This is a genomic window from Sphingomonas sp. AX6 (assembly GCF_902506605.1).
Lineage (GTDB): Bacteria > Pseudomonadota > Alphaproteobacteria > Sphingomonadales > Sphingomonadaceae > Sphingomonas.
Genome location: NZ_LR733979.1, coordinates 1,028,207 through 1,040,681 on the forward strand (window position 1 = coordinate 1,028,207; position 12,475 = coordinate 1,040,681).

Annotated in this window: 12 protein-coding genes; 5 read left to right on the forward strand and 7 right to left on the reverse strand. The window is 65.4% G+C overall.

Annotation, left to right across the window (positions count from 1 at the left end):
• Positions 1-50: 50 nt before the first annotated feature.
• From ENHY17A_RS05080 to ENHY17A_RS05090, 3 genes are all read right to left on the reverse strand, one after another.
• Positions 51-1,142 carry an ATP phosphoribosyltransferase regulatory subunit gene (locus tag ENHY17A_RS05080; RefSeq protein ID WP_159710659.1) on the reverse strand — a complete coding sequence of 364 codons (1,092 nt, stop codon included), beginning with the start codon at positions 1,140-1,142 and terminating at the stop codon, positions 51-53.
• 129 nt (positions 1,143-1,271) lie between these two features.
• Positions 1,272-2,849 carry a phosphoglycerate dehydrogenase gene (gene serA, locus ENHY17A_RS05085; protein ID WP_159710661.1) on the reverse strand — a complete coding sequence of 526 codons (1,578 nt, stop codon included), beginning with the start codon at positions 2,847-2,849 and terminating at the stop codon, positions 1,272-1,274.
• 124 nt (positions 2,850-2,973) lie between these two features.
• On the reverse strand, positions 2,974-4,104 hold the full coding sequence (locus ENHY17A_RS05090; protein ID WP_159710663.1) for a phosphoserine transaminase: 1,131 nt from the start codon (positions 4,102-4,104) through the stop codon (positions 2,974-2,976).
• Between the two features lie 249 nt (positions 4,105-4,353).
• On the opposite strand from ENHY17A_RS05090, the gene ENHY17A_RS05095 reads away from it, so the two are divergent.
• On the forward strand, positions 4,354-5,043 hold the full coding sequence (locus ENHY17A_RS05095) for an extensin family protein (protein ID WP_159710665.1): 690 nt from the start codon (positions 4,354-4,356) through the stop codon (positions 5,041-5,043).
• A gap of 195 nt (positions 5,044-5,238) precedes the next feature.
• Positions 5,239-6,102 carry an LOG family protein gene (locus ENHY17A_RS05100; protein WP_159710667.1) on the forward strand — a complete coding sequence of 288 codons (864 nt, stop codon included), beginning with the start codon at positions 5,239-5,241 and terminating at the stop codon, positions 6,100-6,102.
• 84 nt (positions 6,103-6,186) lie between these two features.
• On the opposite strand, the gene ENHY17A_RS05105 is transcribed toward ENHY17A_RS05100, so the two are convergent.
• Complete coding sequence (locus ENHY17A_RS05105) at positions 6,187-6,834, reverse strand: c-type cytochrome (RefSeq protein WP_159710669.1); 648 nt, start codon at positions 6,832-6,834, stop codon at positions 6,187-6,189.
• Between the two features lie 116 nt (positions 6,835-6,950).
• Between ENHY17A_RS05105 and ENHY17A_RS05110 the strand changes: the two genes are divergently transcribed.
• The gene (locus tag ENHY17A_RS05110; protein WP_159710671.1) at positions 6,951-7,847 is read left to right on the forward strand and encodes a prephenate dehydratase; all 897 of its coding nucleotides are present in this window, start codon (positions 6,951-6,953) and stop codon (positions 7,845-7,847) included.
• A gap of 129 nt (positions 7,848-7,976) precedes the next feature.
• On the opposite strand, the gene nudC is transcribed toward ENHY17A_RS05110, so the two are convergent.
• Genes nudC through mutY form a run of 3 tightly spaced genes read right to left on the reverse strand, consistent with a single transcriptional unit; the run spans position 7,977 to position 11,208 of the window.
• Positions 7,977-8,846, reverse strand: coding sequence for an NAD(+) diphosphatase (gene nudC / locus ENHY17A_RS05115; RefSeq protein ID WP_236548021.1), 870 nt, complete (start codon positions 8,844-8,846; stop codon positions 7,977-7,979).
• A gap of 2 nt (positions 8,847-8,848) precedes the next feature.
• On the reverse strand, positions 8,849-10,153 hold the full coding sequence (locus ENHY17A_RS05120) for a serine hydrolase domain-containing protein (RefSeq protein WP_159710675.1): 1,305 nt from the start codon (positions 10,151-10,153) through the stop codon (positions 8,849-8,851).
• Positions 10,150-11,208 carry an A/G-specific adenine glycosylase gene (gene mutY, locus ENHY17A_RS05125; protein ID WP_236547759.1) on the reverse strand — a complete coding sequence of 353 codons (1,059 nt, stop codon included), beginning with the start codon at positions 11,206-11,208 and terminating at the stop codon, positions 10,150-10,152. The genes ENHY17A_RS05120 and mutY overlap by 4 nt, the downstream gene beginning before the upstream one ends.
• Before the next feature lie 35 nt (positions 11,209-11,243).
• On the opposite strand from mutY, the gene ENHY17A_RS05130 reads away from it, so the two are divergent.
• Both ENHY17A_RS05130 and ENHY17A_RS05135 read left to right on the forward strand, forming a co-directional pair.
• Entirely contained in the window at positions 11,244-11,795 is a 552-nt protein-coding gene (locus tag ENHY17A_RS05130) for a DUF721 domain-containing protein (protein WP_159710677.1), read from the forward strand.
• Entirely contained in the window at positions 11,795-12,466 is a 672-nt protein-coding gene (locus ENHY17A_RS05135) for a thioredoxin domain-containing protein (RefSeq protein WP_159710679.1), read from the forward strand. The genes ENHY17A_RS05130 and ENHY17A_RS05135 overlap by 1 nt, the downstream gene beginning before the upstream one ends.
• Positions 12,467-12,475: the final 9 nt, after the last annotated feature.

A 12,475-nucleotide genomic window follows, 5' to 3' on the forward strand; every position in this document is an offset into this window, starting at 1 on the left:
GCGCGGCCTTGCTGCCTGATATCCCAGCTTTCGCTGGGATGACGGGATTTTCAGAGAGCGGTCGGTCCGTCCAGCTTCAGCGTGTGTGTGCAGGCCTGTGCAGCGGCACTGTCGCTGTCCTCAAGCGCCGCCACCGTGACCCAGCCTTCGCCACGCAACCGCGCGACCACCGCCGGGTCGCTGCCCAGCGGCACGAACAGCCGCCGTCGCTCGGCAGACACGATCCCTGCTTCCAACACCGGATCGACGTAGAGCGAGAAACCGACCGCCGCTTCCTCGCGCCCGTCGGCGACGACGTTATAGGTGCCGCCGCGCCCGATTTCCTCGCGCGCGCCATCGGCGAAAATCGAAAAGCCGAACCAGCTTTGGTATTCGAAGCCGTGGCGTTCGGTCGGGTCAAGCGTCAGCGTGGCGCGATCGCCAACCGCCTCGGCGATCGCGATCAGGGCATCGATGCGGGTGGCGAGCAATCCGTGCGTGTCGAACGCGCGCAGACGTTCGATCGCTTGGTCGAACGGACCCGCCGCGTCGATCAGCGGCAGGAAATCGGCGTCGATTTCTGCGACGCCGCCTGCATCCTTGGCATCGAGGCGATCGCGTAACGCCTCGACCGTAGCTGCGTCGCGGCGTTCCGCCAGCGTGTCGATCAGGTCGGGCAAGGTCAGGTCGATGGTCAGCGCGGCGCAGCCCGCGGCGTGCAGCGCCTCTACCGCCACGCCTACGGTTTCGCGCACTGCGGCGACCGAATCGAGGCCGATCAGCTCGCAGCCCATCTGGCGGCGCGTGCGTTCGGGGCGAAGTTCGGTCCCTGCGAGGAGCAGGACCGGCCCCGCATAGCTCAACCGCACCGGACGCGGGTGATGCGCCATGCGGGTGGCCGCGATGCGCCCGATCTGGCTGGTGATGTCGGGCCGGATCGCGAGCATGCGCCCCGACACCGGATCGACGAAGCGCACCGCGTGCGCAGCGCCGTCCGATTTCAGCCGACCGGTCAGCGTCTCCTCGAACTCGGCAAGCGGCGGATCGGCGCGTTCATAGCCATGCGCGAATGCCGCGCCCAACACCGCTTCCTCGAACCGCGCGGCGGCGTCGGCAAGCGGGGGGAGAAGGTCGTGAAAGCCCTTGGGGAGAAGTCCGGTCATGGGTGCGGCTCTAACCTCCACCTTCAGATCCACCAAATCCGTTCGCACTGAGCTTGTCGAAGTGCTGTCCTTCTTGGCACGAAGAAAGAAGGACAGTGCTTCGACAAGCTCAGCACGAACGGAGTGAGGTTAGAACCGCAATGCCATCGCCATGCGAACACCCGGCAGCGCGCGGACCTTGGCGACCAGTTCGTTGGAGACGGGGTCATCGACCGACAGCAGCAGCACCGCTTCGCCGCCCGCATCGCGGCGACCGAGGTGGAACGTGCCGATGTTCACGCCTTCCTCACCCAGCAGCGAGCCGATCCGGCCGATGAAGCCGGGCGCGTCCTCGTTGACGACATAGAGCATATTGCCCGCCAGATCGGCCTCGACCTTGATGCCGAACAATTCGACTAGGCGCGGGGCTTCGTTGCCGAACAATGTCCCCGCGACCGAGCGATCCCCGGCCTCGGTCTTGACCGTGACGCGCACCAGCGTGTGGTAATCGCCCTCGCGCTCGTGCCGGACTTCGCGCACGTCGAGGCCGCGTTCCTTGGCCAGATAGGGCGCGTTGACCATGTTCACCGTGTCCGAATGGACGCGCATAAGCCCCGCGAGCACTGCGCCGGTGATCGGTTTCTGGTTGAGTTCGGCGGCCGCGCCCTCGACCTCGATCGCGATCGATTTGAGCGCGCCGTGGGCGAGTTGTCCCACCAGCGAGCCGAGCTTTTCGGCAAGCGCCATATAGGGTTTCAACCGCGGCGCTTCCTCTGCCGACAGGCTGGGCATGTTGAGCGCGTTGGTGACGCCGCCCGACACCAGATAATCGGCCATCTGTTCGGCAACCTGAATCGCGACGTTGACCTGCGCTTCGCTGGTCGATGCGCCCAGATGCGGGGTGGAGACGAAATTGGGCGTGCCGAACAAGGGCGATTCCTTGGCCGGTTCGGTGACGAATACGTCGAGCGCCGCACCCGCGACATGGCCGCTGTCGAGCGCGTTCTTAAGTGCCGCCTCATCGATCAGGCCGCCGCGTGCGCAGTTGATGATCCGCACGCCCTTCTTGGTCTTGGCGAGATTTTCGGCGGACAGGATGTTGCGGGTGCTGTCGGTCAGCGGGGTGTGGAGCGTGATGAAGTCCGCACGGGCGAGCAATTGGTCCAGCTCGACCTTTTCCACGCCCATTTCGATCGCGCGTTCGGGCGTCAGGAAGGGATCGAACGCGATGACCTTCATGCGAAGCCCGCGCGCGCGGTCGGCGACGATCGAGCCGATATTGCCCGCGCCGATCAGGCCCAATGTCTTCGACGTCAGCTCGACGCCCATGAAGCGGTTCTTTTCCCACTTTCCCGCCTGGGTCGACGCATCGGCCTCGGGCAGTTGCCGGGCGAGCGCGAACATGAGGGCAATGGCGTGTTCGGCGGTGGTGATCGAATTGCCGAACGGGGTGTTCATGACGACCACGCCCTTGGCCGATGCTGCCGGGATGTCGACATTATCAACGCCGATCCCGGCGCGGCCGACGACCTTCAAATTGGTCGCGGCGTTGAGGATCGCCTGGGTCACCTTGGTCGAGGAGCGGATGGCGAGGCCATCATAATCGCCGATAATGGCTGCCAGTTCTTCCGGCGTCTTGCCGGTGATTTCGTCCACCTCGACTCCGCGTTCGCGGAAGATCTGGGCGGCCTTGGGGTCCATTTTGTCGCTGATAAGCACTTTGGGCATGGGATGGTCCTTTAATTCCACGTCGTCATCCCCGCGAAGGCGGGGATCCATACACGCTAACGCTGCGCTTTTTGACCGACGTTCGAGATTATGGATTCCCGCCTTCGCGGGAATGACGATGGGATTATTGACGGGCGCTCGAATAGGCCCAGTCGAGCCACGGGCCGAGCGCTTCGATATCGGCGGTATCGACGGTAGCGCCGCACCAGATGCGCAGGCCCGGCGGGGCGTCGCGATAGCCCGCCACGTCATAGGCGGCGTGTTCGGCCTCCAAGAGCGACGCCATCTTCTTGATGAGTGCCTCATCCGCGCCATCGACCGTCAGGCAGACGCTGGTTTTCGACCGAGTCGCTGGATCGGCGGCGAGATGCCCGAGCCAGTCGCGGTCTTCGACAATCTTGTCGAGTGCGGCGGCATTGGCGTCCGACCGCGCGATCAGCCCGTCGAGGCCACCCAGGGACTTCGCCCATTCGAGCGCGAAGATCGCATCCTCGACCGCCAGCATCGAAGGCGTGTTGATCGTCTCGCCCTTGAACACGCCTTCGGCCAGCTTGCCCTTGGATACCAGGCGGAAGACCTTGGGCAGCGGCCATGCAGGCGTGTAATTCTCCAGCCGTTCGACCGCGCGCGGGCCGAGGATCAGGACGCCGTGCCCACCTTCGCCGCCCAGCACCTTCTGCCACGAAAAGGTCGCTACATCGATTTTGTCCCAGGGAATGTCGTAAGCGAACACCGCGCTGGTCGTGTCGGCGAAGCTCAGCCCTTCGCGGGTTTCGGCGATCCAGTCGCCGTTTGGAACCCGCACGCCGCTGGTGGTGCCGTTCCAGGTGAAGAGCACGTCGCTCGACCAATCGACCGCGCCCAAATCGGGAAGCTGGCCGTAATCGGCACGGACGACGGTGGGATCGAGCTTCAACTGCTTGACCGCGTCGGTGACCCAGCCTTCGCCGAAGCTTTCCCACGCCAGCGTCGTGACGGGCTTCGCACCGAGCATCGTCCACATCGCCATTTCGAACGCGCCGGTGTCGGAACCGGGAACGATGCCGATGCGGTGCGTGTCGGGCAGGCGCAGCATCTCGCGCATCAGGTCGATCGCATACTGAAGGCGCACCTTGCCCAGCTTCGAGCGGTGCGAGCGTCCCATTACGGCGATGTCGAGTTTTTCAGGGGTCCAGCCGGGAGGCTTGGCGCAGGGTCCGGACGAAAAATGCGGACGCGTCGGTTTCGTGGCCGGCTTCGGCGGTAGATCAGTCATGTCAGTCTCTCCTCACAGAGAGCGCGCGCGGCGTTGGGACCGCGTGGCCCGCCGACGGCCCTAGCGATGTGGGGTGGGGTGTCAACCTTGCGGCGACCAGCGCGTTCCGTGCTCCGGCGAATGCGGCAGCGCTGGCGGCGATTGCGACACCTTTACCCAACGCTCCGGCTTTCGCCGGAGCACAAGTGGTCGCAACGCTGGCCGCAAAGGGTGGGCAAGCTGGAGTCGCCATGGCTATAGTCGCCACCGATGCGTATCGGTCGGTTGTCCGCAGCGGCGATGTTGCCGCTTCTTCTCGCTGCCTGTTTCGGCGGGGGCGACCGGGCACGCGACGTGCCCCCCAAGCGCATCGCCGAACGCTCATCGGGGCCGCGTACTTTGCCCAGCCGCCCGAGCGCGGAGACGCAGCAATGCTATACCGACCTTTCGCGGGCGAACGTGCGCTATTCGGCGCTGCCCGACCGCGATTTCGGCGGCGGGTGCCTGGTGATCGGCGCGGTGCAGCTGCTCGACATCGGCGTGCCGGTGACCGGCATCACCTCGATCCGCTGCCCGCTCGCGCGCAATTTCTCGGCTTGGGTCGAGCATGCAGTGCGCCCCGCCGCTCGCCAGATGCTGGGCAGCGAAGTCGTGCGGGTCGAGACGATGGGCACCTATAGCTGTCGCGGGATCGTCGGCGGCGGGACTGCGGCATCGGGGCGCTTGTCCGAACACGCCGGTGCCAACGCGATCGACGTGTCGGGTTTCGTGCTTGAGGACGGGCGGCGGATCACCATCCGCGGCGACTGGCGGACCAGCGACCCGGCAACCAAGCAGTTCCTGACCGTCATCCACCAATCGGCCTGCAAGCGGTTTCGCACCGTGCTCAGCCCCGAATATAATGCCGCGCATCACGACCATTTCCATTTCGACATGGGGCGCGGACCGTTCTGTCGGTGAGAAGCTGTTTGAAAATTCGAGAGAAAGCGAATTTTGAGCGGCACCGGCCCACTCCCCCACCCGACCACCCAGACGGTATTCTGATGGGTGGTCGGGTGGGGGAGTGGGCCGGTGCCGCCGGAATGCGATCCCCATCGCATTACCAAACCGACTCCAATCTATCGCGCGCAATAAAACTCCGCTAACCCCGGCGAAATGACCGAAACCAAAGTACCGAGCCGCGTCTTCGCCCGTGCGCAGGAAGATGCCGAAACCGCCCGTGCCCAGTCGCACACCCCGCAGACCGAACACCCCGCATACAAGCTGGCGTTCCAGGACATGGATTTCCTGCTGCGCGAGGATCTGCGTCCCGTCCGCTTCCAGCTTGAATTGCTGAAGCCGCAATTGCTGCTCGACGAAGCCAACATCGCATCCACGCTGGTGATGTACGGATCGGCGCGCATTCCCGAGCCGGAAAAGGCCGCGGCTTTGCTCGAACTCGCCGAGGACGACCAGTCGCGCAAGATCGCCGAGCGGCTGGTCGCCAAATCCAAATATTACGACGTCGCGCGCGAGCTGGCGCAGATTTCGAGCAAATTCCCTGTAGATGAGGACGGCAAGCGCCATTTCGTCGTGTGTTCGGGGGGCGGGCCGTCGATCATGGAGGCCGCCAATCGCGGCGCGCAGGACGTGGGCGCCGATTCGATCGGGCTGAACATCGTCCTGCCGCACGAACAGGCCCCCAACCCCTACGTCACGCCGTCACTCAGCATGCAGTTCCACTATTTCGCGCTGCGCAAGATGCACTTCCTGCTCCACGCGCGCGCGGTGGCGGTATTCCCCGGTGGGTTCGGCACGTTTGACGAGAGTTTCGAGCTGTTGACCCTGATCCAGACCGGCAAGATCGCGCGCATCCCGGTGCTGTTCTATGGCCGCGAATTCTGGGACCGCGTGGTCAGTTTCGAGGCGTTGTGCGAGGAGGGCGTGATTTCGCCTCGTGACTTGGACCTCATCACCTATTGCGAAACCGCCGAAGAGGGCTGGGACGCGATCAAGCGGTTTTACAGCGACGAATTCTGACCCATCCCCGCGTGCGGGGAAGCATAAAAAAGCCCCGGCAGCGCGAACTGCCGAGGCTTCTTCTATTTCGATCCGACTAGCGGTTTATTCGGCGGCGGTCGCATTCTCACCGGCGGTTTCGGTCGCATTGCCTTCGACCGCGTTATCCGCTTCCGCGTCGGTCGCATTGGCGGCGGCTTCTTCGCCTTCGGCCGGTTCCTCGGCACCCTCGACTGGCGGAGCGGGGAAGGGAAGGTTCGACCCCTGCGCATTCATATAGGCGATGACGTTGGCGCGTTCCTGCGGGTCCGACAGCCCGGCAAAGGTCATCTTGGTGCCCGGCGCATAGCGGCGCGGGCTGGCGAGCCAGTCGCTCATGCCCTGGAAATCCCAATTGCCTGGAATGCTCGTCAACGCGTCGGAATAGGCGAAGCCGGCGACATGGCCGTGCGGCTTGCCGAATGCGGCCCACAGGTTCGGGCCGATGCCGTTCGCCCCGCCCTGGGTGATCGTGTGACACGCGGCGCATTTGGCGAACGATGCCTGGCCTGCGGCGACATCGGCGCTGGCGAGCAGGGTCGCAATCGGAATTTCTTCCGCCGCGCCGCCTGCGGTTTCTACGCCTTCGATCGGATAGCCCATATTTTCGGGGCGTTCGGAATGGAAATACATGCCGCTGATGATCGAAAGCCCGAGTGCGGCGGTACACCCGGCCAAAGCCCAGCCCGCGATCGTGTTCGTCCGATTGTCCATGTGCGTCAGCAGCCCGCCGTTTTGCGAATAAAAGTCGTGCTCCTTTAGAGGGGCATATCGCCTATCGCAAGCCACGCTTGATCGCTTGCGCGCCCGCGACTAACGCCGCGACCACCATGCAGAGTTTCGCCGAACCCGCCCGCCCGATCGTCGCACGCATGACTGCCGCCGCGGCGTTGGAACCGGGACGTGCGGTCTCCTTTCAGGGCGCACCCGGCGCGAACAGTCATGTGGCGGCGGTCGAGGCGTTTCCCGAATGCCTGCCCCTGCCGTGCTTTTCCTTCACCGACGCGATCGATGCGGTGCGGGAGGGGCGCGCGGACTGCGCGATCATCCCGATCGAAAACTCGCTGCACGGGCGTGTGGCCGACATCCATTTCCTGCTGCCCGAATCGGGGCTGGTGATCACCGGCGAGCATTTTCTGGGCATCCGCCATGCGCTGATGGCGGTTGGCACGCGCGACCAGATCACCAGCGCGATGAGCCATGAACAGGCGCTCGGCCAATGCCGCCACTGGCTGCGCGAACACGGCATCGCGCCGGTGGTCTATCCCGATACCGCGGGTGCGGCGGCCGTGGTGGCGGAGAAGGCCGATCCGTCGGTCGCTGCGCTCGCCCCCCCGGCAGCAGCGGGGCTCTATGGGCTGAACCTGATCGAGGCGGACATTGCCGACGCCGATCACAACACCACGCGGTTCGTGGTGCTGGCGCGTCAGGCCCCGCCAGTCGAGGGGCCGGGGCCGGGGCCATGGATGACGACGTTCGTTTTCGAGGTGAAGAACATCCCCGCTGCGCTCTACAAGGCGCTGGGCGGTTTTGCGACCAACGGCGTCAACATGACCAAGCTGGAAAGCTATCAACAAGGCGGCAGTTTTGCCGCGACGCAATTCTATGCCGATATCGAGGGGCGTCCGAGCGACGCAAACGTCGATCGCGCGCTGGAGGAACTGGGGTTCCACACCAAATGGGTGCGGTTGCTGGGGACGTACGCCCAAGCGCGGGCGCGGGGTTAGCCACACCCCGCCGTCACCCCGGCCGAAGTGCCGGGGTCCACTCACCCGCTTGCGCTTTGCTTGATCCTTTCGCCTTAAGGTTTGCCGCCCGGTGGACCTCGGCACTTCGGCCGGAGTGACGGAAGTGGGTCAGTCGTTTCCCACCCATGCCGTAAGCAGGGTATGTGCGATCGCATAAGGCGGCGGTGCCAAAAACGGAGCCTCCGCATCTCCTGCTAACGCGGCGGCGCAATCGGCGCGGCTGACCCAGATCGCGTCCTCGATCTCGTTAATGTCGATGGTCAACGCATCGTCTTCGGCCTTGGCAACGCAGGCGATCATCAGCGACGATGCGAAGGGCCAGGGCTGGCTAGCGATATAGTCGACATCGCGCACGCGTACGCCGGTTTCCTCCCAGATTTCGCGCGCGACCGCTTCCTCCACCGATTCACCGACCTCGACGAAGCCCGCCAACGCCGAATAGCGGCCGGGTGGCCAGCCGGGACCGCGGCCCAGCAGTGCGCGGCCGTCATGCTCGGCGATCATGATGACGACGGGGTCGGTGCGCGGGAAATGTTCGGCGGCGCAATTGTCGCAAGCTCGCGCCCAGCCCGCGCGGATCATGCGCGTGGGGGTGCCGCATTCGGCGCAGAAGCGGTGGCGGACATGCCAGTCGACCACGCTGCGCGCCTGGGCATAGCGCGCGGCATCGCCTTCGCGCAGCAGGCCGAGCAGCTGCATGATCCGCGGCGACCGACCGCGCACCGGGCGCATGTCGGGGGTGACGCAGGTAAAATAGGGCCGCTCGCCCTCCAGCCCCAGCAGGATCGGCTCGGCATTGTCGGGCAGGTCGGCGAGCGTCGTCCAGATCAGCCCGCCCGCATCGTCCAGGCTGGGGTCGAGCGTGTCGAGCGTCAGCAATCGCCCGCGCCAGTCGCCCAGCATTCGCTCGATCGCAGCGGCATCGTTCCTGAACCGGTCGGCACGGTCGAGCCCGCCGCCGGTGAAGCCGGGACGCAAACTCACCGCGAATAGACCGCCTTCATCAGATCGGTGCGAAGCGGCCATTTCTCCGCCGGGAAATAATTGACATAGGCCGAGGCGCGCAGGCCGTTCTTGGGATCGACCCAGGCGATCGTCCCCGCAGCACCGCCCCAGCCATAGGTGCCCGCACCGGGACCGCCGGGGACATCGGCCAGCGTCACGAAGCCGCCCGCGCCGTAACCGCCTGCGGCATTCTGCGCGCCGGTACCGGGGATGCCGCCAAAGGTCACGCCTTGCGGCAGCAGGTTGGACATGGCCGTCCGCACCGTCTCCGCCTTCATCACCCGTTTGCCGCCCAGTTCGCCGCCATTCAGCAGCATGGCGAGGAACCGGTCATAATCACGCGCTGACATCACCAAGCCTGCGCCGCCATAGGGGAAACTGGGCGCGCGCGCATAAACCGACGCGCTGCCTGCGGGGTCGAGCGGAATGCGGTTGTCGCCTGCCCAGAAATAATTCGGCCCCAGCCGTCCGACCTCGCCCGCCGGGACTGCCCAATAAGTCGAGGTCATGCCGAGCGGACCGAACATGCGGCTTTGCAGGAATTGCTCGAACGACATGCCGCTCGCGACTTCGATGACGCGCGGCAAGAGGTCAAGGCCGATCGAATAGCTCCATTCGGTGCCCGGATCGGCGATCAGCGGGAGGGTGGCGAGGCGGTTGGCGAATTCCTCGAGGCTTTTCGGGCGCACGGTTGCGGCCTGGGCTTCGGTCTTGGGTTCGACTGCACCGGGGAGGATGCCGAGGCGCTCATATTCGGCCTTGAGCGGCCCCGTCGTGACGATCGAATAGCCGAGGCCGGCGGTATGCGTCAGCAGATGGCGGACGGTGATGGGTCGCGCGGCGGGGCGGCTTACCAGACTGTTTTCCGGATCGGTCAGGACCTTCATGTCCTTGAACGCCGGGATCAGCTCGTGGATCGGCTGGTCGAGCCGCAGCTTGCCATCCTCCACCAGCATCATCGCGGCCATGCCGGTGATCGGTTTGGTCATCGAATAGACGCGCCACAGGCTGTCGGCGTCCGCGGCTTCGCCATTGGCGGCATCGTCGATGCGTCCGGCGTGTGCGAAATGGGCGGGTTGGCCGCGCGTGCCGACCGCGAGCACGATCCCAGGCGCGCGGTTTTGCGCGACATAGCTTTGCGCAAGGGTATCGGTGGCCGTAGCGCGGGGGGCAGGGGCGGGGCGCGCGACTTGCGCTTCCAGCATCGGCGCAAAGACGAAGCCGGAGAGCGCGGTCCCGGCAAGGACGACGGCGATGGCGGCGCGTTTCAGGACGGTCATCGGTCGGTCTCTCCCAGATGCTGTATGGCCTTGGCGAACACGGTGGGCAGCCCTGCCGAATCGAGATCGGCGATCGGCCACCATTCGCCTTCGACCGAGGATTGCCCGTCCCATGTCCCGCGCACAAGCGCGCATCTGAGCGCGAAATGGGTGAAGACGTGGGTCACCTCGTCATCGATCGGCTGCCAGTCGGTGGCGAGGGGTGCATCGGCCAAGCCGGGCGGTGCATCGTTCCACGGACCCGTAGGAAAGGCGCGCATGCCCCCGAGCAATCCCTTATCCGGGCGGCGAACGAGCAGCACGCGATCGTCGTCATGCAGCAGAAAGATCGTGCCGAAGCGTTGCGGCTTGGCCTTTTTGGGCAGGCGGCGCGGATAGGTCGCAGGATCGTCCTGCGCGCGAGCCGCACAATCGGGTGCCAGCGGACAGAGCAAGCATTTGGGCGATTTCGGCGTGCAGATCCCCGACCCGAGATCCATCATCGCCTGCGCGAAATCGCCCGCGCGTGCGCCCGGTGTGATCGTATCGGTCAGGCGTTTGAGCTCGGGCCGGGCTGCGGGCAGTGGCGTCTCGACCGCGAACAGCCGCGACACCACCCGCTCGACATTCCCGTCCACCACCACTGCACGCTTGCCGAAAGCGATGCTGGCGATGGCGGCGGCGGTATAGGCACCGACCCCTGGTAGTTTGAGCAGTTCGGCCTCGCTTTCCGGCAACCGCCCGCCATGCTCCGACGCCACCACCCGCGCGCAGGCGAGCAGATTGCGCGCGCGGGCATAATAGCCGAGCCCTGCCCAGGCACCCATCACGTCCGCGTCTTCGGCAGCGGCGAACGCCTCGAAATCCGGCCAGCGCGCCGTGAACCGGTCGAAATAGGGAATGACGGTTGCGACCTGCGTCTGCTGGAGCATGATTTCCGACAGCCAGACGCGGTACGGATCGGCGGCGTTGGCACCGGGCGGGGCGCGCCACGGCAGGGTGCGGGCATTGGCATCGTACCAATCGAGCAACCTGCTCGCGATGCCTGCGCCTTCGGTTCGTACATTGTCTAGCACGGCTCGCCTATGGCATGGGTGGCGGCGATAGTGGAATGACCAGCGACGCTCCCCCGAAGAAACCGCGCAAATCGCGTGCGGAACCGGTTGCCGCAGAGCGGCCACGCGGCGGCGTGCGTGCGGTATCCGACTTGCTGCCCGATATCGGTGCGGCGGCGTTCCGGCGGTTCGGCTTCGTCCAAAGCTCGATCGTCAGCCGTTGGGCGGAGATCGTCGGCGATCGTTATGCCCGCGTCTCCACGCCCGAATCGATTCGCTTTCCTCACGGCCAGCGCGCCGACGGCGTGCTGACGCTGACCGTCGAGGGTGCCCACGGGACGATGATGCAGCACATCTCGCCCGAGATCATCGACCGCGTGAACCGCTTCTTCGGCTATACCGCAGTCGCCAAGGTGGCGTTTCGTCAGGGCGACGTCCGCCGCGATGCGCCGCGGGCAAAGAAAGCCGCCGAACCCGCCGCCGTTCCCGCCGATCTTGGCGATTCGCTGCGCGCGATCGTCGATCCCGAATTGAAGGCGGTGCTCGAGGCGCTGGCGATCGGCGTGTCGCAACCCCAATCCATCCCCAAGATCGGAAAAATCAACTGATGTCGCGTCTGGTTGCGTTGCTGAGCGTCGCGCTCGCTTTCTTGTTCCTGCCCCCCACCGCCGAGGCCCAGCGCGATTGGCGCAGCAGCGTCACGCGGACCAAGGCGGGTGACTATGTGATCGGCAATCCGGGCGCAAAGGTCGCGCTGACCGAATATATCAGCTTCACGTGCCCCGCCTGTCGCAACTTCGTCGAGCAATCGAGCCCGGCGTTGCGCGGCGATCTGGTCAAGCGCGGGGTGGTCCGGGTCGAAATTCGCAACATGACGCTGAACGGACTCGACATGGCAGCCGCGATGCTTGCGCGATGTGCGGGCCCGACCGGGTTCATACCGATGCACGATTTGATTTACACCAATCAGTCCGCCCTGATCGACCGCGCGGGTCGCATCCGCCCGGCGTTTCTGGCCGGATCGCCGACCGAACAGGCAAAGGTATTCGCGGCGCAAAGCGGCCTATCCGATCTCGCCAAATCGCGCGGGATGACCGATGCCTCGATCGATCAATGCCTGTCGAATCAGGCCGAACTCGACCGGCTGTCGGCGGCGACGCAAGCCGCCATGCCCCGCGTCCACGGCACGCCGGGGTTCGAGATCAACGGCCAGGTCGCGCACGACGTCCATAACTGGGCTGCGCTTCGGCCCCTGCTGGCCGCCGCCGGCGCCAAATAATCCAATTTC

Excerpts from the sequence above, each read along its gene's own strand:
- ENHY17A_RS05110 (WP_159710671.1), top strand. The coding sequence starts at position 6,951 with ATGCAGAGTTTCGCCGAACCCGCCCGCCCGATCGTCGCACGCATGACT.
- serA (WP_159710661.1), bottom strand. The coding sequence starts at position 2,849 with ATGCCCAAAGTGCTTATCAGCGACAAAATGGACCCCAAGGCCGCCCAG.
- ENHY17A_RS05120 (WP_159710675.1), bottom strand. The coding sequence starts at position 10,153 with ATGACCGTCCTGAAACGCGCCGCCATCGCCGTCGTCCTTGCCGGGACC.
- ENHY17A_RS05080 (WP_159710659.1), bottom strand. The coding sequence starts at position 1,142 with ATGACCGGACTTCTCCCCAAGGGCTTTCACGACCTTCTCCCCCCGCTT.
- ENHY17A_RS05090 (WP_159710663.1), bottom strand. The coding sequence starts at position 4,104 with ATGACTGATCTACCGCCGAAGCCGGCCACGAAACCGACGCGTCCGCAT.
- ENHY17A_RS05105 (WP_159710669.1), bottom strand. The coding sequence starts at position 6,834 with ATGGACAATCGGACGAACACGATCGCGGGCTGGGCTTTGGCCGGGTGT.
- ENHY17A_RS05095 (WP_159710665.1), top strand. The coding sequence starts at position 4,354 with ATGCGTATCGGTCGGTTGTCCGCAGCGGCGATGTTGCCGCTTCTTCTC.
- ENHY17A_RS05100 (WP_159710667.1), top strand. The coding sequence starts at position 5,239 with ATGACCGAAACCAAAGTACCGAGCCGCGTCTTCGCCCGTGCGCAGGAA.
- ENHY17A_RS05135 (WP_159710679.1), top strand. The coding sequence starts at position 11,795 with ATGTCGCGTCTGGTTGCGTTGCTGAGCGTCGCGCTCGCTTTCTTGTTC.
- ENHY17A_RS05130 (WP_159710677.1), top strand. The coding sequence starts at position 11,244 with ATGACCAGCGACGCTCCCCCGAAGAAACCGCGCAAATCGCGTGCGGAA.